The organism is Marinobacterium sediminicola, assembly GCF_022343685.1.
In the GTDB taxonomy this organism is placed as follows: domain Bacteria; phylum Pseudomonadota; class Gammaproteobacteria; order Pseudomonadales; family Balneatricaceae; genus Marinobacterium; species Marinobacterium sediminicola.
Genome location: NZ_CP092123.1, coordinates 2,378,752 through 2,398,098, shown reverse-complemented (window position 1 = coordinate 2,398,098; position 19,347 = coordinate 2,378,752). Strand labels below are relative to the sequence as shown.

18 protein-coding genes are annotated in these 19,347 nt (G+C 55.9%); 10 read left to right on the top strand and 8 right to left on the bottom strand.

Going from position 1 to position 19,347, the window contains the following annotated elements:
* Positions 1-183: 183 nt before the first annotated feature.
* Positions 184-564, top strand: a complete 381-nt coding sequence (locus LN244_RS16510) for a pilin (RefSeq protein WP_275424723.1) — start codon at positions 184-186, stop codon at positions 562-564.
* Positions 565-673: 109 nt separating this feature from the next.
* Positions 674-1,048 (top strand): type IV pilin protein, encoded by a 375-nt coding sequence (locus tag LN244_RS16440; protein ID WP_275424680.1) that lies wholly within the window; start codon positions 674-676, stop codon positions 1,046-1,048.
* Between the two features lie 397 nt (positions 1,049-1,445).
* On the opposite strand, the gene LN244_RS11030 is transcribed toward LN244_RS16440, so the two are convergent.
* From LN244_RS11030 to LN244_RS11005, 5 genes are read right to left on the bottom strand one after another with little or no spacing between them, the layout of a single operon-like run.
* Positions 1,446-1,922, bottom strand: coding sequence for a type IV pilus modification PilV family protein (locus LN244_RS11030; protein WP_239039839.1), 477 nt, complete (start codon positions 1,920-1,922; stop codon positions 1,446-1,448).
* Positions 1,915-3,171: a pilus assembly PilX family protein gene (locus LN244_RS11025; RefSeq protein WP_239039838.1), complete on the bottom strand. Its 1,257-nt coding sequence runs from the start codon at positions 3,169-3,171 to the stop codon at positions 1,915-1,917. Before LN244_RS11025 ends, LN244_RS11030 begins: the two co-directional genes overlap by 8 nt.
* Positions 3,172-3,190: 19 nt before the next feature.
* A complete protein-coding gene (locus tag LN244_RS11020; RefSeq protein WP_239039837.1) occupies positions 3,191-3,946 on the bottom strand; it encodes a PilW family protein in 756 nt (251 codons plus the stop codon).
* On the bottom strand, positions 3,937-4,455 hold the full coding sequence (locus LN244_RS16435) for a GspH/FimT family pseudopilin (RefSeq protein WP_275424679.1): 519 nt from the start codon (positions 4,453-4,455) through the stop codon (positions 3,937-3,939). The genes LN244_RS11020 and LN244_RS16435 overlap by 10 nt, the downstream gene beginning before the upstream one ends.
* A gap of 2 nt (positions 4,456-4,457) precedes the next feature.
* Entirely contained in the window at positions 4,458-4,874 is a 417-nt protein-coding gene (locus tag LN244_RS11005; protein WP_239039836.1) for a type IV pilin protein, read from the bottom strand.
* A gap of 423 nt (positions 4,875-5,297) precedes the next feature.
* On the opposite strand from LN244_RS11005, the gene LN244_RS11000 reads away from it, so the two are divergent.
* The 3 genes from LN244_RS11000 to LN244_RS10990 all read left to right on the top strand — a co-directional run bounded on the left by LN244_RS11000 (position 5,298) and on the right by LN244_RS10990 (position 7,858).
* Positions 5,298-6,644: a deoxyguanosinetriphosphate triphosphohydrolase gene (locus LN244_RS11000; RefSeq protein WP_239039835.1), complete on the top strand. Its 1,347-nt coding sequence runs from the start codon at positions 5,298-5,300 to the stop codon at positions 6,642-6,644.
* Between the two features lie 76 nt (positions 6,645-6,720).
* Positions 6,721-7,095: a translation initiation factor Sui1 gene (locus tag LN244_RS10995; protein ID WP_239039834.1), complete on the top strand. Its 375-nt coding sequence runs from the start codon at positions 6,721-6,723 to the stop codon at positions 7,093-7,095.
* A gap of 19 nt (positions 7,096-7,114) precedes the next feature.
* Positions 7,115-7,858, top strand: coding sequence for a retropepsin-like aspartic protease (locus LN244_RS10990; RefSeq protein ID WP_239039833.1), 744 nt, complete (start codon positions 7,115-7,117; stop codon positions 7,856-7,858).
* Here the strand turns inward: LN244_RS10990 and LN244_RS10985 are convergent.
* Entirely contained in the window at positions 7,849-8,811 is a 963-nt protein-coding gene (locus LN244_RS10985; RefSeq protein ID WP_239039832.1) for a methylenetetrahydrofolate reductase, read from the bottom strand. The two genes, LN244_RS10990 and LN244_RS10985, sit on opposite strands and share 10 nt — an antisense overlap.
* Positions 8,812-8,946: 135 nt before the next feature.
* On the opposite strand from LN244_RS10985, the gene LN244_RS10980 reads away from it, so the two are divergent.
* On the top strand, positions 8,947-9,504 hold the full coding sequence (locus LN244_RS10980) for a DUF1285 domain-containing protein (protein WP_239039831.1): 558 nt from the start codon (positions 8,947-8,949) through the stop codon (positions 9,502-9,504).
* Here the strand turns inward: LN244_RS10980 and LN244_RS10975 are convergent, their stop codons facing one another.
* Complete coding sequence (locus tag LN244_RS10975) at positions 9,505-10,842, bottom strand: magnesium transporter (protein ID WP_239039830.1); 1,338 nt, start codon at positions 10,840-10,842, stop codon at positions 9,505-9,507.
* A gap of 235 nt (positions 10,843-11,077) precedes the next feature.
* Between LN244_RS10975 and LN244_RS10970 the strand changes: the two genes are divergently transcribed.
* Genes LN244_RS10970 through LN244_RS10960 form a run of 3 tightly spaced genes read left to right on the top strand, consistent with a single transcriptional unit; the run spans position 11,078 to position 14,354 of the window.
* Positions 11,078-12,694: a TolC family protein gene (locus LN244_RS10970; protein WP_239039829.1), complete on the top strand. Its 1,617-nt coding sequence runs from the start codon at positions 11,078-11,080 to the stop codon at positions 12,692-12,694.
* Entirely contained in the window at positions 12,694-13,422 is a 729-nt protein-coding gene (locus tag LN244_RS10965; RefSeq protein WP_239039828.1) for an efflux RND transporter periplasmic adaptor subunit, read from the top strand. The genes LN244_RS10970 and LN244_RS10965 overlap by 1 nt, the downstream gene beginning before the upstream one ends.
* Positions 13,423-13,475: 53 nt before the next feature.
* Entirely contained in the window at positions 13,476-14,354 is an 879-nt protein-coding gene (locus LN244_RS10960) for a DUF4347 domain-containing protein (RefSeq protein ID WP_239039827.1), read from the top strand.
* A 34-nt stretch (positions 14,355-14,388) separates the two neighbouring features.
* Here LN244_RS10960 and LN244_RS10955 read toward each other — a convergent pair.
* Positions 14,389-15,464, bottom strand: a protein-coding gene (locus tag LN244_RS10955) for an IS3 family transposase (protein ID WP_239039826.1) whose coding sequence is annotated in 2 segments (ribosomal slippage) — positions 14,389-15,215 and positions 15,215-15,464 — 1,077 coding nt in all. Because the reading frame shifts where the segments join, the coding sequence is not laid out codon by codon here.
* Positions 15,465-15,685: 221 nt separating this feature from the next.
* On the opposite strand from LN244_RS10955, the gene LN244_RS10950 reads away from it, so the two are divergent.
* Positions 15,686-19,345, top strand: coding sequence for a VCBS domain-containing protein (locus tag LN244_RS10950; RefSeq protein WP_239039825.1), 3,660 nt, complete (start codon positions 15,686-15,688; stop codon positions 19,343-19,345).
* Positions 19,346-19,347: the final 2 nt, after the last annotated feature.

Here is a 19,347-nt window from a genome sequence, read left to right as displayed (position 1 = left end):
GGCAAAACACCGCTTTGTTGATCAGGCTCAACTGAATTTTACGTTCAGTTTCGGTTCAGGCTAGACAGCAGGGAGGTTCGCTGTCTACTATGTGAGGCAGCTGGTAGCCACAGGACGTCGGTCTGCTGGCTATTTACTAGGAAAGTTAACTCGCTGGAGAGATAACCCATGAAAAGCGAAATGATGAAGCATAACCAGCAGGGTTTCACCCTGATCGAATTGATGATCGTTGTGGCGATTATCGGTATTCTGGCCGCTATTGCGCTGCCTGCATACAATGACTACACGCAGCGTTCTGCCAACAGTGCTTGCCTGGCTGAAGCTAAAGCCTACATGAGCACGGCTGTAGCTGATGCGGCGAACAACATTGATCCGATTGCATTTGCTCCATCTGCTTGTGATGCTGCTACTGCGGTAGATATGTCAATTGACAACTACAACACCGGTGCACAGCTGACATTCAATGCCGCTGCACGTGGTAATGCTGCAATACTGCAGAACACTACCTGTAACGCAAACACTGGTAGCTGCGCATTGGTTGCTGCTGGTGCTGGTGGTGGTTAATAGCCAATTGATGATCAGAGTGGTAACAGTCTGATTTTTCGTAGAAGGGGAGAGCTTTTTGGCTCTCCCTTTTTATTTGCGCAAATGTCCGCAAAAGCCGGGGGTGGCTATGAACAGGGCAAAAGGATTTACATTGATCGAGATGATGATCGTGGTTGCGATCATTGGCATAGTGTCTTCAATCGCGCTGCCAGCTTACTTGGATTACACTCGCAGAGCCGCGAATAATGCATGTATGGGCGAAGTCAGGGGCTATGTTATGGCGGCACTGGCTGTCATGTCTGATCGCAATGGATCAATGCCTGCTCCGGTGGCTTCTGCCTGTTTATGGATAACCGATCTGACGGCTGATCCCAATCCATCTTTTAATACCCAAATACTCGCGTATCCGCAAAGTCCGGGTAATACCGGAATTCGGTGTAATTTGAATGCAGACATGGCCTGTCGGCTTGATACTACTGGTCAGATCGGCGCAACGCCTTAGGGTGGTCAATATAAAACGTATATGATTTTTCTTGGGTTAAAATATTATGGCTTGCCATGTATGAATACTTCCTCTTTTAGGGATGTGTGAAAAGCCGGTTTGGTCTAACGGTTTTAATTCAAGCACCCTTCCAAAGATTACCTGAAAGTCTTTTTATCTCTTCTTATTCTTAATGCTTTTTGCGGGTATGTGGAATATTCCTTTTACTCCGTTCGATCTTTGCCTGGATCTTTTGGCCTTGATCAGGCGAGGTAAATATTTTTACATTTTTGATGTGGATTAATCGAAGTGTGATGGGAAAAGCAGGTGTTATACCACCGCTATCCTGTTGTGTTGTTTAATACACTTTAAGGAAACGGTGGTTTGGGTATCGGGTTTGTCAGGCGGGGTGTGGCGCTTAATATAATGACAACAAATAAGCCGCCCTGACGGCATCTTGCTGCGCGATATAACTGGTCAGCTGTACTGTTTGCGTATCACCGTTGGTATCACTCCAGGTCACGGTAACCTGAACCTGTTTGCACATTTTGGGTATGGGTGTAGCGCCCGTGGGTGGATTATTGATATCGGGGCAGGCGGCAGGCTCGCTGACCTCCCACTTGCGCGTTAAGGTGGTATTGGTCGAGGCTGTCGTATCGGTGCCATTGCTGAAGTTACTGAACGCATCCTGTGTGCTGTAGGTGCGAAGTTCGTCTATTTTGTCGTTGGCATAATTTGACGCGTGAGTGAAGATTCTGCTTTCAGCGCTTTCTTTCAATACGCCGGTGAGTACTTGCATGATGGCAGAGATTGCCACGGCAAGAATCAGCGCCGAGATAATCACTTCAATCAAGAATACGCCATCCTGTCTTTTCAGGCTGGAATATTTATTCATAGTCCCTCCAGGTGCCAGGAATTGCATTGGCGTAATCAACGGGCAGGTTCAGCGTATTGCCGACAGAGTCTCCCCAGTCCATCTCGATGAACTCTGTACCGGATGTCAGCTTGGTGACTGGGCCTTCAAAAATCGCCGAGCCGTAGACCTTGGCGCCACCCCAGCCGGAAGCGTCGCATGCCGTTTCATTCTCGATGTAGAAGTAACCGTATATACTCAGACCGCCTGAAAAGGGGGGGCAGCCATAGCTCTCGGGAACGATGATGGCAACCGGTGCAGTCAAGGAGCCAATGATCTTAGAATCCTTGCACCCCGGGTTGCTGAGGTCAGCCGAACCAATGGGTCCAGTGTTCTTAAGAATATAAATCGCGGGCTTTGAGGGGTCGGGTGGGCCACAGGGCATATCATTGGTGAATACATTGCCGGCGGCTGTTGCATATTCAACAGCATCCTCAAAAGGCAGTTCGCCCTGGAAGGTGTGGTTCCAGGCGCAGTGAGAGGAATAGCTGCTGCAGTCAAAATCTCCCTTTTTGAAAGGTTCGACTTTGACTTTTATTTCCATGTTGTCGACTTCGCCATCACCGTCAAGGTCGGTCCAAATGCGCTGTTCCAGGTGGCCTTCGTTAATCTCGTCCGCACCTGCGCTGCTGGCAATCGCGGTGCTGGTGGAGGTGATAGTGAGTATGTCACCGCCACCCACGATCTCATCGCCGAAGGCTCCATCGACTACGACCGGAGTCGTTTCAGGTGAGCCCTGGCCCAGGGGGACTTGCTGCAAATAAACCTCAGCGTGTGCCACCGTACTTGCGTCAGCGGTGCTGTAGGCATCTGATTCGATCCTGACCAGCTTGGTGCCGGCTCCAGTGGTGACGGTGTAGGTCAGGGTGTACTGGTAAGTCTCATTGGTTGTTGAGCCTGTAATGGTGGTCAGGCTGGGAGGACAGCCATAGGGGTCATCGGTACCGCCATCGCATGTCAGCTGAGTGCTGCCAGGGACGCCAGGCAGTACCGGAACGTCCGGAATGCGGATGCTGTTGGCCCAGGCTACGGCATACTCCAGCCCCGCTTCGGCAGCTTCATGGGCCTCTCGTGCGCGTATGTCACTGCCGGTCGTGCGCTGATCCATGATGCCGCTGTTGGCAACGGTCAAGGCCATCACTGCCATGATGATGATCAGCGAAATCACCACAACGAGGGTGGCGACCCCTCTTTGTTTGTGTGTCACCGAGTGCTTATCGTCTCTGAACATCTTGTGCTCCGTGCCTTGCTTAAAATGCATCGATGTATTTGTCGTTACGTATGCGTACCGTGCGCTTCATGGATTGGGTCACCGTGTGATCGGCTGCCAGTCGAGCAGTCAGGGTAATGTCGACACTCCTGATCTGAATGCAGGGCTCTCCTGAGGTGCAGCTGGCGCAGGCGCTGCCGGCGGTGCAGCTGTTTTCCCCGGTCAGCACGCCTTCGCTGTCCAGTAAGGAGGTGGGGTTGACCCCGGATGTGCTGATACTGAATTTCAGTTCGGTGATGTCGACTTCAGGTTCGGTGATGGTTTCCCAGCTGCCGTCTGTGCAATTGCTGTTGTTGTCAGCCGACTTGCGCATCATGATTTTGCCTGATTCTCCATCGGCAGTAACGAGCTTGAATCCAAAACGGTCCGAGGTTGAAACGGAAACGGGATCAGTATCATGGCGGTTATAGGCGTACAAAAAGCACGTATTGTCGATTGCTTTGATGTCATTATCCGTACTGAAGAAAGGGTTTTGCTTCAGGTGTGTCGAGTTGCTGCTGAGATGGGGCTTGGAGGTCAAAAAACCACTGCGGCGTATGTCCTTGCTCATGATGTCCAGCAGGGTCCGCATATCCTGGTTGAGCCGGGTGAGCTGGAGGTTTTCGGTCTGGGTGTTCATCGCGCTGATGAAGGCGGCCCCTCCTGCGCCGAGCAGGAAGATGCCAATCGCCATCGCCACCATTACCTCTACCAGCGTCAGGCCTTGCTGGGACTTCCATGTATGGGTTAGCTGCATGCCGGATACCCTCCAAATCCACAAATTCGGACTCTGCCCAAAGCGCTTACGGTGACCGTGGCGGTGTTTCCGCGGCTGGTTTTAAAAACTACGCTGCCGTTATCGCCCACGGTTCCTCGGATGTAGTCAATTTCAAAGTCGTTTGAACCAAAGGTGGTTTGATTGACCGAGACGTTAACAAAATCGACGTTATTCACTGTGCGGAGTGTCTCTTTAGTACCATCCGCTTTGTTCGCCTGGATGGTGTAAGACCAGGAAGCACCGGTGGTAAAGGTGACAGTGATATTGGTGTTGCGTCTGGAGGATTCGGCTTTTGCCCAGCGCAAGTCTGCCGCCAGGGTTTCAGCGGCAGACTTGATGCGCTGACGGTCAATACTGTCAGAGTACGAAGGGATTGCGATCATCGCCAGAATGCCGATGATCGCAATCACGACCAGAACTTCGACAAGTGTAAAGCCCGACTGAATACACTTGCCCGCTTCCTGCTGTTGAGACAAAGTCTGTTCCATAACTATTTTTTCCAGCATGTCGAGGGTGACTTGGTCACGTCGCCTTTATCAACCTTTAAGGTGATATTCGTGCAGGCAGTGTCCGATGCCTGAGTGCCTGTTGCGGTCGCCGTTAGCGTGTAGCCGGTACTCGTTGCACCTGAGACTGACAGGGTGTAATGACCTTCTGAGGAGCTGCTGCCGACTCCCATGGCCGAAGCCGTACTCGCATAGGTTGCATTCGTCATTCGGTGCTTTTCTTGTGCGGCTTGCGCATTCAGGAGCGCATTGGTCGCGTCGAGACGTCGGCTTTCTCTGACGTAGTCAAGGTAGGAAGGGTAAGCGATAGATGCCAGAATCCCCAAAATGGCGACAACAATCAAAATCTCAATGATCGTAAAGCCTTTTTGTCCGCTGATGAGCTTGGTTTTTGTCTCCATCGGTTACTTTCCTTTTATCTGCCATAGTGTGTTGGATGATCCGAGGATCATCACGGTAAGCCCTGCCATCCATGATGAGGCGCTGACCGAAAATAGGCAATGCTGTTGGTTGATGTTGCTTTTTCGAGACGCTATTATTTCCGTGAGAAAATCTTCACCTCTCTCGGATATGCATTCTAATTTACTCTAGTCGGTGTCTCGAAGTTAAGCATTAGTGCGCATTTAAACTAGAAGCCGACTCTTTGTCTTGTGTCAATCGCTGCGTGATTTGTTGATCGCCGATCTGTTCTTAATGTTTACGTCTGTGCGTAATACACTCAAAAAGCATCGACTCGCACTTCCGGGCTGAATCTGGATTCGGGGCAAGCCCTGTACTGGCCGGTGGGCTGGGCCTTGGCTGCGTCGCCCTGTTATAGTCGGGAGATGTCAGCTTCAACGCAGGTAGATGTTCAGATGCACTGGCCCCAACTGCTCACCACTCACCGCTACGGACATGAGTCACTGACCCCTGATGAAGTGGGACGCAGTCACTTTCACAAGGATCACGATCGTATCGTCTTCTCCAGCGCTTTTCGTCGCCTTGGGCGCAAGACTCAGGTGCATCCTTTTGCGCTCAATGATCATATCCATACGCGTCTGACGCACTCCATGGAGGTTGGCAGCGTCGGTCGCAGCCTGGGTATCCGGGTTGGCGAGTTGATCGCCGACGAGTTGCCTGCCTGGGTAACACCCCATGATCTGGGGACGATCGTGCAGTCGGCCTGTCTGGCGCATGATATCGGTAACCCGCCTTTCGGTCATGCCGGTGAGTACGCCGTACGTGACTGGTTTGCCTGTCATGCCGATGACGTCCGCCTGGCATCCCTGTCGGAGCTTGAGCGACTGGATCTGCAGACCTTTGAAGGGAATGCGCAGGGGTTTCGTGTCGTGACCCGGATCGAGAATCACCTGTTCGATGGTGGCTTGCGCCTGACTTACCCGACACTGGGCACCTTATTGAAATATCCCTGGGGAGTGAAGCAGGCGGGGGTGAAAGGCAAGTTCAGCGCTTTTCAGTCCGAACTGGGGATTCTCAATGCACTGGGGCGTGATCTGGGCCTGGTGGCTCAGGGGCAGGACCACTGGTGTCGGCACCCGTTGGCCTTCCTGCTGGAGGCGGCAGACGACATCTGCTACGCCATTCTCGACCTTGAGGATGCCATCGAGCTGCAGATCCTGAGTTTTGATGACGTCAAGGTGATTCTGTTGCAACTCTGTGGTGACCTTGCATTTGATGATGCCATCTTTGCGACTCAGGCTTCGGCCCGGCGCAAGATATCGGCCCTCAGAGGCAAGGCGATGGAGAACATGGTTGACTCTGCCGTGGGCGTCTTCATGAAGCACTACCGCGAGATCATGTCGGGTGCCTACAGCGGCGAGTTGCTGCTGGATGGCGATCAGATGGTGCGAGAGGGCATACTGACCGCCAAGCGGGTCGCCAGAGAGCGGGTGTTTCCCAATACCCGCAAGGCCGAGCTGGAAGTCGGTGCTTACACCACCATCGGGGTACTGATGGAGGCCTTTTGTTACGCCGTTCATGAACAGCACTGCAAAGGTGCAGAAGGTGTCGGCTACCGTTCGGAAAAGATTCTGCGTTTGATGGGGATTCATGCCCCGGTGGCTGAAGAGCCTCTGTATAATGGCTATCGCCGTATGCTGGACTTCATCTCAGGCATGACCGATAACTATGCGTCCTACCTGGCGCGGCAAATTGGTGGTGTGGGGCTTTAGCTTCTGCGATGAAGCTCCTTTTAACGCATGCGGTGTCTTGAGCAGTGATTGACGCCCGATAAAGAGTGTTAGCAGTATGGCAAGTTTACGTGACCAGCTCAGTGGGCTGGTATATTCGACTGAATCCGGGCGGCATTGTCCGGACTGTGGCCAGGCGCTGGATGCCTGCCGTTGTGAGGAGCAGGCCGAGGCTGCCCGCGTGGCGGCGCTGGATGGCGTAGTGCGAATCCGCCGTGAGACCAGCGGTCGCAAGGGTAAGGGAGTGACCACTATCACGGGCGTACCGCTGATGGAAAAAGAGCTGAAGCAGCTTGCCAAAAAGCTTAAACAGCGTTGCGGAACCGGTGGGGCAGTCAAGGAGGGGGTGATCGAGATTCAGGGCGATCATCGTGACACGTTGAAAACAGCGTTGGAAGCGGAAGGCTACAAAGTCAAGCTGGCCGGCGGCTAAGCATCATAAGGAGACAGGGATGAGCAGGAATACTCTGGTGGCGGGTTTGTCGTTAGTGGTGTCGTTGGCAGGGGTGATGCCTGCCTCGGCAGAGGTGTACCACTATATCGATCATAAGGGCCGCAAGATCTATGTGGACCGTCAAAGTCAGATTCCGCCTGAGTTTCGCGGTCAGACAAAGCGACTTAAGGAAGAGTCTGAAACGCTGAGTCAGACAGAACGCGCCCGTCGCGCGCAGATTCTGCAGCGCCTGGAAGCCGAAAAGGGCGTACAGGGCGAGATCGCCGCGATTGAGGCCGAAATGGCAAGCCTGGAGCAGCGCGCCAAGGTTCAGGGGAACAGCGTGCAGATTCCGGTGGAGTTGCGCTATATCGGCAAACGCAAGACGGTCAACCTGATCGTGGATACGGGCGCTACACGAACGCTGCTGCACAAGTCAACGGTGACCAGTCTTGGCGCGATGCTGCGACCGGCAGGGTTCGCCCAGGTCGTCGGTGGTGCGCGGATTCCGACCAATCTGATGCCGGTGGACGGTATTTCCTTTGGTCCCGTGGATCAGGGGAAATCGGAGGTGCTGGTCATTGAACCGAGCCAGAACCCCGGTTTTGACGGTCTGCTGGGAATGGATATTCTGGGCAAGCTGAAATACGAAATCGACATGGACCGCCAGGTTGTCATCTGGCATGCGGATCGTTACCGGGAGCTGGCACGAACCAGGCAGGAACTGCTGGCCCGTGCCGACGGTAATCAGGCTCAGCCCTGATTCAGGTGTCGCTCTGCCAGGCGCAGGTCGAGGGTGGCCTTCAGCAGCTGATACAGCTGGATGGAGGCATCAATCTCGGCCTTGCGGTTGGTCAGGCTTTCGATATTAAGACCGATCGGCAGGCCCAGCGGCAGGCAGGCATCCAGAATCTGCTCCAGATTGCTCTGGCAGATACGGATTGACTCGGCCAGCGGCTTTTCCGCATCCAGAATGCGGTAGCGGGTGCCTTCCGGAACGGAGATGCCCAGCCACTGCATGAACTCCAGTGTTTTGGCGCTGCCGCAAGGGGTAAACGTCAGAATGACCCGCTTGGGCGTGACGCCCATCTCGCGGCAGCTGCGGGCATAGGACGTCAGCAGGTCGATGGTGGCCTGTGCGTTATACACCGCCTGAGACACAAAAAACTCACAGCCGTTTTCGACTTTGCTGATCAGGCGCTGGTGCTCATTGCCCTTTACCGCATGACGCTCGGCGATGGTGACGCCGCCGAGGTGGAAGGGTTGATGGTGCTCTTTCAGCGCGTTGTAGGCCTCATTCAGAGACAGCTTGATCTCGCCCTCGGACGATGGGTTGCCCACCAGCACCAGATTACGTACGCCATAGTCGTTCCAGGCCTCATCCAGCCAATGCTCAAAGTCGGCACGATCACGCTGGGCTACACTCTTGTAAGTGATGATCGGGCGCTGGCTGCGTTCGCTGAGCAGCTTGGAGTACTCGCGCGGGTCACGGGTTTCCATGTAAGGGAAGGGGCGAGGCGCGTCGATACGGCTGCTTTCGTCCTGAATGTCATAGACGATCAGGCCGTCGTACTCCAGTGTTTCCAGGCGCGCCAGAAGACGGTCGGCAATCTCTTGCATCTGCATATCCTCGGTGCTGGCCTTGGGCGGAGTAGTCCCGACAAAGCAGACGCTGCGGTGAGGATCGGCAAATTTTTGCTGCAGAGATTCACTCATGATGATATCCATCTTCTTTCATTGGTGTTTTGTTATGAGTGAATTATATTCATTTATCGAAGCAGCATGATGAAATCTTCTGTAGCCATTGTGAGGGCTACTCATGGTTGTTCAAAAGGATTCAAGGAGCCAGACATGAGCGGTAGTTTCGACCCGGCAGCACTGGGGCAGCAGTTAAAGGGACAGGAAGGCATTCCACCGCTGGAAAAATGGAACCCTGAGTTCTGTGGCGACATCGACATGCGGATTGCACGCGACGGGCGCTGGTACTACCAGGGGTCTCCGATTGGCCGCGAGGCGATGGTCAAAATGTTTTCCCGGGTGCTGTGGAAGGAGGGCGACCAATACTTTCTGAAAACGCCCGTGGAGAAAGTGGGTATTCAGGTGGATGATGTGCCCTTTCAGGTGGTCGATGTCGAGCATGCAAAGGGAGAGCAGGGGGTAGAGCTGATATTTACCACCTCAACCGGTGATCGGGTCCGTGCTGACGCGGAGCATCCGATCAGAGTTGAAATAGACCCTGAAACCAAAGAGCCCTCACCCTACCTGATGATTCGCTTTGGTATGGAAGGGCTGATTGGCCGCAACCTGTTCTATCAGCTGGTGGAGCTGGCGCGGATGGTCAAGCACAAGCATGGTACCGAGCTGGTGGTTGATAGCGCAGGGGAAACATTCAGTCTGGGCGAACTCTGACTAAACCAGCAGCAGCGTCCCCAGTCCCAAAAAGGCGACGAAGCCGACCACGTCGGTGACAGTGGTCAGAATCACCGACCCAGACAGTGCCGGGTCAATCTTCAGCCGCTCCAGCAGCACGGGTATCAGTACGCCGGACAGGGCGGCAGCGGCAATGTTGATCACAATCGCCATGCCAATCACCAGACCGATGGCGACGCTGTCGAACCACAGTGATGCGACAACCCCGATCACCAGCGCCCAGAGCACGCCATTAAGCCCGCCCACGCTGAGTTCCTTTTTCAGCAGTGGCATGATGTTGGCCGTCGTGATCTGGCCCAGTGCCAACCCGCGGATGATCAAGGTCAGCGTCTGGCTGCCGGCAATGCCTCCCATGGACGCCACGACCGGCATCAACACGGCCAGTGCCACGACCTGTTGCAGCGTGGCTTCAAACAGCCCTATGGCCCAGGATGCGAGAAAAGCGGTCAACAGGTTGATTCCCAGCCAGGTGGCGCGGCGCTGAGAGCTGCGCATCACCGGGGCAAAGAGGTCTTCGTCCTCGTCAAGGCCGGCGCTGGCCATCAGTTGGGATTCGTACTGTTCGTGCACCAGCTCGAAGGCCAGGCGCTGGCTCATGCGGCCCAGCAGGCGTCCCTCCGATGTGATCACCGGCAGAGCGGCCACTTCTGCCATCTCGAATTGTTCACAGGCGTCCTTCAACGTCAGCTCGGCACTGAGTGCCTCCAGCTCTTCGTCATAGAGTTCAGCCAGTGGCTGGTGCGATGCTGCGCCGAACAGGCGGTTGATCGCCACGGCGCCGGTGTACCGTCCGGTGCGATCCACCAGCCAGAGGTGCTCGCTGTATTCGGGCACCTTGCGACGCATCAGACGTTCGGCATCACGGACGCGACTGTTATGCGGCAGTACCAGCAGTTCGTGGTCAACGTAGCGGCCGAGCAGGTCCTCGGCGTAACTGGCGCTTTGCTCGTAGTGGGTGCGCTGGCGATCATCCATGCGCGCAAGCGCAATATCCACCACCTCATCCGGCAGGGAGTCGGCCAGCTCGATCAGGGTTTCGGCATCAAGGTCAGAGGTCAGCTGGTCCAGGGTTTGGCTGTCGAACTGACGCAGCAGGCTCTCTCGTGCCTCGGTGCGCATCGCCACCAAAACGTCGGCGTAGAGTTCCGCCGGTACCCGGCTCCAGGCATGACGACGCGCATCGAGCGGTAACGATTCAAGCAGCAGGGCGATCTGCTCAGGTTCCAGCTCGTCAAAGCTGTCAGGCAGGGAGTCGGGTGACTCGTCCTCGTCATGGCGGATCATCTGGTCGATATGCTGGCTGATCTCTTCGCTCATCGGTCTCGGGGGGCCTTGGTTTGTGTCGGTTGGAATAGCATGTTCAGTTTACACCCGATAGCGTGGAATTGAGATGTATTGAGGTTGCGACATAAAAATTGATCTGAAACAGGTGTTTTTTGTTCATCACCTGAGATATCAGCAAATGTCAGCTTTCAGGAACAGCTGTTTGATATAAGGGAATCCATTAATACCCGTTTGTGTTTATAACCGTTCCCCGTCAGAGAGTTGTCTCATGTACAAGAAGCCCCTACTTGCAACAGCTATCGCTGCCATCATCAGTGGCTGTTCCGTTACTCCTCAGACCATTACACAACAGTACATCAGTGCCGCCGCCCAGGCCGATATCCAGCTGTTGGCTCAGGAGCAGGCTCTTGAGTCTGCCGTTTCGCTGGACGAGGCCATTGCACGTGCTGTGCTGAACAACCGCGACAAGAAGCTCAAAGCGCTGGAAGCTGCGTTGGCGCAGGGACAGGTTGAGCTGGCTCAGCATGAGATGCTGCCCAATCTGACCGCTTCAGCCGGGTATTCCAAGCGTAGTGAGTATGCGGCTTCTGCCAGTGTAAGCTTTACCGATGGCGAGCCGGATGCTCTACCGCTGAATCCCTCTTACTCGGTGTCTCAGGACAAGGAACGTGATACCCAGGATATCGCGTTTACCTGGAATATCCTCGACTTTGGCCTCTCATACGTGCGTGCCAAACAGCATGCCGACCGCTACCTGATCACCAAGGAACGTGAGCGCAAGGTGGTGCACAACATCACTCAGGATGTGCGCGCGGCCTACTGGCGTGCCGTGTCGGCCGAGCGTTTGCTGACCAAAATCAATCCGCTGATCGACCAGGCGAGTGATGCGCTGAAAGACTCGCGTCAGGTTGAAACCAAGCGTCTGCAGTCACCACTGGAGGCTCTGTACTATCAGCGTGAGTTGCTGGATATTCTGCGTGCCTTGCAATCACTGCGTCAGGATCTGATGGGTGCCAAGACCGAGCTGGCGGCGCTGATGGGGCTTAAGCCGGGTACGGTATTTGCCCTGGCCGATGTCGATAGCCCTGCCTTCACCGTGCCGGAACTCTCCGTTGAGCTGGAACAGATGGAAGAGCTGGCGCTGCAGCAGCGCCCGGAACTGGTTGAAACCCATTACCAGAAGCGTATCTCTGCAGCCGAAACCAAAGCCGCAATGCTCGGACTGCTGCCGGGCATCAACCTGACGGCGGGCGCATACGAAGACAGCAATGAGTACCTGCTGAATCAGGACTGGACCAGCATGGGAGCCCAGATCAGCTGGAACCTGTTCGATGTATTTAAAATCGGTGCCGAGCGTCGCATGGCGAAAACCCGTGAGGTGCTGGCCAATGAACAGCGTCTGGCAGCCTCCATGGCAGTGCTGACGCAGGTGCACCTGTCCCGCATCCGCTACGAACAGGCCCGTAAAAGCTTTGATCTGGCCGGGGAATACCTGAGTGTGGCCGAGCGTATCAGCGAACAGACGCGCAACAGTGCCCGTCTCAAGCGGACTTCCAAGCTGGACTTGATCCGCGAGTCACTCAACACCGTGCTGGCCGAGCTGCGCCGCGATGTGGCCTATGCAGATTTGCAGAACAGCTATGGCCGCATTTACGTGACCATGGGCATGGATCTGCTGCCTGAAGACTACAACCAGGTCTCTCTGCAAGAGTTGAGTGAACGCATTGGTGAGCGCTTTGCTCAGTGGCAGAGCGGCCAGATGGAACAGGTGACTCAGCAGCAGGAAGAGCTGGAAACCGAACAGGCAGCCGCCGAAGCTGAAGTTGCAGCCGAAGCCGAGGTTGAAGGCGCTGTCGAAGCTGACGCCGAAGGTGAGGTCAGCTGATGTCCCGTCGGCTCCTGAGTTCGCTGGCAGTGGCGTTGCTGCTGCCGGCAACGGCTCTGGCTGAGTATGAAGCCAGAGCCGTCATCAAGGCGTTGGACCGGGCCGTCCTGTCCGGTGAGTTGGCTGCCAGGGTTGAACGTCTGCCGGTTCGTGCCGGTGAGGCCTTTGCCAAGGGGGACCCACTGGTCGAGCTTGATTGTGCGCTCTACAAGGCTCAGGCCGAGAAGGTATCAGCCGAAGTTCGTGCCGCCAAAATCAAGCGGGACAACGCACGAGAGCTTCGCTCCTTCAACTCCATCGGTGAGGTTGATGTGGCGCTGGCCCAGTCGGAATATGCCCAGTCCCTGGCAGAATTGAATATTGCCAGACTCAACACACAGCGTTGCACGATCAAGGCGCCCTGGGATGGCCGCGTAGTCGGCGTCAGAGTCAATGCGCATGAAAATATCCGTCAGCAACAGGAGCTGATCGAGATTGTCGGCGACCGCCAGCTTGAAGCTGAAATTGTGGTGCCTGCCGGCTGGTTGAGCTGGCTTGAAACTGGTCAGTCGTTGCAACTGCAAGTGGATGGGCACGATGAGGCAGCTGTCGCTCAGGTTAGTGCCATTATTCCGGCAATCGACGCTGTCAGCCAGACCGTCCTGCTGCGGGCAAGTTTGTCTCAGGATACACAACTGATACCCGGCATGAGCGCAACAGCGGTTTTTAACGCGCCCAATGCTCAGTAAACCTGCACCTTGTTCAGGGCTCAGGCCCCCGGTGTCTTAAAGGGATAAAAATGATGAAAAAACCGACCCCCACCTCCCCGATTCGTTTTCGTCGCAAGCCGCTGATTACGGCGTTGGAACCCCGTATCCTGCTGGATGGTGCCGCTGTTGCCACCACCGCTGAGATGACCACCGATGTGGCCTATCAGGATGAAGCGGTGCATACCGAGTCCGCGGATCAGAGCGTTCACTTTGCCGCGCCTGCGCCGACCGGAAACGAACCCGGCAACCGCCGCGAGGTTGCCTTTGTCGATACCTCGGTTGACGACTATCAGAGCCTGATCGATGGGCTGGGTGACAACGTCGAAGTCATCCTGATTGATGGCAGCGAAAACGGTCTGGAGCAGATCGTCGCAGCCTTGCAGGGGCAGACCGGCATTGATGCGATCCACCTGTTTTCGCATGGGGATGTGGGTGAGTTGAAGCTGGGTAGCCTGACGCTGAATGGTCAAAACCTGGATGCCAATGCTCAACTTTTGTCCGCGCTGGGTGAATCCCTGACGGAAGACGGCGACCTGATGCTCTACGGCTGCTACGTGGGGGCAGACAGTGAAGGCCAGAGTTTTATCGACTCTGTGGCTGAACTGACCCAGGCCGATGTGGCGGCTTCGGAAGACCTCACCGGTTCGGCGGGTCTGGGCGGTGACTGGGAGCTGGAGGCCGAAAGTGGCTTGATTGAGACCGATGAGCTGGCGGCGGTTAGTTTTGAAGGGGTGTTGGCAATAACGGTGAACGCATCCGTTTCAGAGGTGACCTATGTTGAAAATGGTCAGCCAATAGTGATCGACTCTGGTATCACCTTTTCTGGCGGTAATGACTATCGTGAAGGGTATATTAAGTTTGATGTGAGCGGCCGTACCTCGGCCGATAATTTCTTTCTCCAAGATGGGTAATCCTCCCCTTTTTAGCTGATGCCAAAAGTAGAGGCTAAGCCACTTTTAGTGGTGGCTGGCCACCATTGGCTTTGTGCGGCCGCTCATGATTGTAAAACCAGAGCCACTGCGTTGCATAATCCTGAACGTCCTCCAGTGTTTCGAATAGATGCTTACTGACCCAGCTGTAGCGGAGCGTTCGATTGTGACGCTCGATGTAAGCGTTCTGTTGAGGCTTGCCGGGTTGAATATACTCAATCCGGATGTCATGTTTACGAGCCCAGTTGGTGAATTCGTGACTGATGAATTCTGGGCCGTTGTCACAGCGAATGTGCGATGGTTTTCCCCTCCACTCAATCAACTGAGACAGGGTGCGTATCACTCGCATGGATGGCAGAGAGAAGCCTGCTTCTATTGCCAGTCCTTCTCGCCGGTAGTCATCGATCACATTGAGCAGCCGGTAGCTTCTGCCATCCGACAGCTGATCGTGCATGAAGTCGATCGACCACACCTGGTTGCGTCGCAGGGGCTGTTTCAACGGCTCCGGCTTATGGCGCTTTAGGCGCCGCCGAGGCCGTATGCGCAGATTCAATGCAAGTTCACAGTAGATACGGTATACGCGCTTATGGTTCCAGCCGAAGCCTTTCACATTACGCAGGTAGTCAAAGCAAATACCAAAGCCCCAGTCTGAATCCTGTTCAGTCAGGCGGATCAACCAATCTGCAATCTCAGCATTCTCCGATGACAGCTTGGGTTGGTACCGGTAGCAGGATTCGCTGATACCAAAGGCAGCACAGGCAAGCCGGATACTGACGCCACGGGAAGCAACATAGGTCTGTGCCATCTCCTTGCGCCGAGACGGCTTCACCACTTTTTTTGCAGTGCTTCCTGGACGATCTCGGCCTTCAGCCGCTCTTCAGCATACATTTTCTTCAGGCGGCGGTTTTCATCTTCAAGCTCTTTCAGCCGAGCCATCAACGAAGCATCCATGCCGCCGTATTTCGCCCGCCACTTATAAAATGTGGCGCTGCTCATCCCATGTTCACGACATAGTTCGGGAACTGGGGTACCTGCTTCCGCTTGTTTCAGTATCGCCATGATCTGGCTGTCGGTGTATCGGGACTTCTTCATGCAGAACCTCCTGCGTATACATTACGAGAAAATTCTACTTTTGAGCACTGCTACTTTTCGGGGGGATTACCGTTGGGTTGGTTGAGTTAGGGTCGTTTTATGACTTCACAACCTGGGATATGGATTCAGGTGGGGTGAAGTTTATCCCGAATGAGAATTTCAATGGCGAGGTTACGGTCAAATTTTTTGTAGACGATCGAAGTGTTTCTGGTCTTAGTTATATGCTCAGACCAGAGGAGTGGTGGCACTATGATCTGGCCAATCACTACCCGGAGAGTTTTTATGAACTGACCTTTCGGGTGACACCCGTCAATGATGCTCCTGAGCTGCTGGTTACCGCCGATGCCGGTGCCTCCATTGCCATGGACGAGGCCGCAAGCGGGGTGAGCAGCAGCGGAAAAATCAGCTTCAATGATGTCGATTTTGACTACGCTTCCGGCGATACCCTGTCGTTACAACGCTCTTCATCCAATGTTGTTTGGAGTGGTGGATCGTTGGACAGCGTTCAGGCCGCTCATTTGCTTAGCGGCTTCACCACCACTCTGCCGACGTCAGCGACGGCCGCTGGCACTGCCAACTGGCAGTACAATATGCAGGGGGCTGACCTCGATTTCCTTGCGGAGGGTGAGACCCTAACCCTCTCGTACGAGATCAGTGCAACAGACCTTGCCGGTGCCTCGACCTCCAAATTCCTCACCCTGACCATCACCGGCACCAACGATGCGCCGATTCTGGCGCTGGAGGCCGCCGACGGGATCACCGAAGTGGAGGGCGACTCCAGTGGCCAGGCCTTGAGTGACAGCGGCGTGGTGGTTTTCAACGACCTCGACACGACCGACCGCATTGACATCACCTTTGCCAGCGATGGCGCGGTGGACTGGAGCGGCGCCACTGCCGAGGAGCCGCTGAGCGGGGCGATTAACGACGCGCTGATTGCGGGTTTCTCCATTCCCGAAACGATTGATGCGCTGCCGGGCAGCAGTCTGGAGTGGTCCTTCGACGTGGCCAGTATCAATCTCGACTTTCTGGCCGCGGGCGAAACTCTCACCTTCGGCTACACCGTGACGGCTACCGACAGTGCCGACGCCACCGCCACCCAGCAGGTGACCTTCACCATCACCGGCACTAACGATGCACCGACCATCAGCGTTGAAGCCGCCGAGGCGTTGAGCGAAGTGGTCGGTGACTCCAGTGCACAGCCCCTGACAGAGAGTGGCACGGTTGAATTTGCGGATCTGGACACGACCGATCTGATCGATATCACGTTTGTGAGCAATGAGGATATCGACTGGAGTGGCGGTACTCTGGACACGGATCTCGCCGCCGCTCTGGTAGCGGGGCTATCGATTCCGACCACCAGCAGTGCGGCGGCACCGGGCACAATTGCCTGGAGTTACAGTGTCACCGATGCGAACCTCGATTTCCTGGCCAAGGGTGAGACCATCACCTTCAGCTACACCTTCACCCTGACCGACGAGCAGGGTGTTGAGAGCACGGATACCCTCCGCGTTACCCTCACCGGCACCAACGATGCGCCGACCCTCTCGGTAGAGGCCGCCGAGGCGATCACCGAAGTGGCGGGTGACTCCAGCACACAGGTGTTGAGTGACAGTGGTGTGGTCAACTTTGGGGATCTCGATACCAACGACCGGATCGATATCACCTTTGCCGATAACGGCGATATTAGCTGGAGTGGTGCCACCACTGCCGAGCCGCTGGATACGGGTGTAGCGGCCGCGCTGATCAATGGCTTCACCATTGCGGATACTCTTAACGCTGAGGCACCGGGAAGTGTGGATTGGTCTTACGATGTGGCCGGTATCGACCTCGACTTCCTCGCCAGCGGTGAAACCCTCACCTTCAGCTACACCGTTACCGCCACCGACAGTGCTGACGTCCCCGTGACTCAGCAGGTCCTGTTCACTATTACTGGCACTAATGATGCACCGACCATCACCGTAGAGGCCGCCGAAGCGTTGAGCGAAGTGGCGGGTGACTCCAGCGCGCAGGCGCTGACTGAAACCGGCGTGGTGGCGTTCCGAGATCTCGACACCACCGATCTGGTCGATATCACCTTTGCCTCAAATTCGGATATGGCGTGGAGTGGCGGCACTCTGGATGCAGCACTGGTCACCTTATTGGAGAGCGGTTTCTCGATTGCGACCACCCAGGATGCGGCGGCACCGAGCAGCGTCGATTGGCGTTACAACGTCACCGGAGCGGATCTCGACTTCCTCGCCAAGGGCGAGACCCTCACCTTCAGCTACACCGTCACCGCACGGGACAGTCAGGATGCCGCCGCAGATGCAGTGATCACCTTTACCATCAATGGCAGCAACGATACCCCAACGATTGCGGTCACGGCCGCGGAGCCGTTCAGTGAGGCGGTCGATGCGGCGGCGCAGAGTCTGGTGCAGATCGGCGTGGTGAGCTTTACCGATCACGACCTCAACAATACCCAGCAGATCACCTTTAGCGTCAATCAGGATCCGGTCTGGCGGCGCAACGACAACAGTGTCGTCGATGGCTTGGATGCGGGGCTGGCCAGTCGTCTGGTCGCGGCGTTCACGACCAGTGGTGCTGACTTGCCGCACAACGGGCAGGTGGCCTGGCACTATCAACTCGATGCTGCGGATCTCGACTTCCTCAACGCCGGCGACACCGTCACCTTCAGCTACACGGTCACGGTAGAGGACACCGATGGTGCCACCGCCTCCGAAGTGGTCACCATCACCTTGATTGGCAGCAACGATGCGCCGGAGGCGACCTCGGTCCAGCTCACCGATGACGAGACAATCACTCTGATGAGCAGCGACTATCGGCTGGATGTGTCGCCGCTGTTCAGCGATAAAGACAGCGTGTTGAGTCGGGAAGACCTCGACTTCACCATCACCGGCCTGCCCAAAGGGCTGATCTATGACCCTGAAACCGGCGTGATTGAAGGCAAGCCGTCTGAACCGGGCCGGTTTACGGTGACCCTCACCGCCACGGACAGCGAGGGTGCCAGTGTCACCCGCAGCTTCGTGCTGACGGTCAATGCGATGGTACAGGAAGAGGCCAACCCCGGTGGCGATACACCACCGCCCCCCCAGCCCCCCAGCAATGATCCCGGTACCGTCTCTGATGAGGGTGGCGGCGAGCTGCCGGAGGGGGTGATCGATGAAGGTGGCACCGGTGACCCCACCGATGGCAGTGGCTATATGGATGATGGCGGTGACGACAGCGGCACTGAAATCGACACCAGCGGCAGCGGTGTTGAGAGTGAGAGCGACGGCGATACGGGCGGCAGCACGGGCGGCGATGAGATCATCATCATGGCCGAGCCGGGCGCGCTGGTGGTGCAGTCGGTCAACACCGATGGCAACACCACCACCCGCGCCTCGGTGGATGTGCAGGTCAACAGCGATGGCCAGGTACTGTTCAGTGACGACCAGCAGCAGGCGTTCAGCACGGTGTCGTTGCAGGTGGTAGGGATCGACCGAGTGGCGGCGGGCGAGGTGCTGGTAGTGGTGCAAGACACCAGCCTTGATGCCAATTCGCAGTTCTACACCGCCAGCCTTGGCAACGGTGAAGCACTGCCGGAGTGGATCACGCTCGATCCGGCCACCGGTTCGGTAAAACTGATCGAACCCCCGGCGGGTGAGCAGGAAGTGGTGATCCGCATCACCGCAATTGGCAGCGATGGCACTGTGCGCGTCCTTGAACTGAAACTTGATCTGCCCCAGCTGTTTAATCCGCAGACCGGTGATAACCTTAGCGATAACAATGCTCTGCAGCTGAAAGAGTCCGGGTTCAGACCTTTCGCGGAGCAGCTGGAGAACGAGTTGGCGAATCGCGACCAATATGGAACACGTCTGATGGCGATGTTGAAGTCCGCATAAGG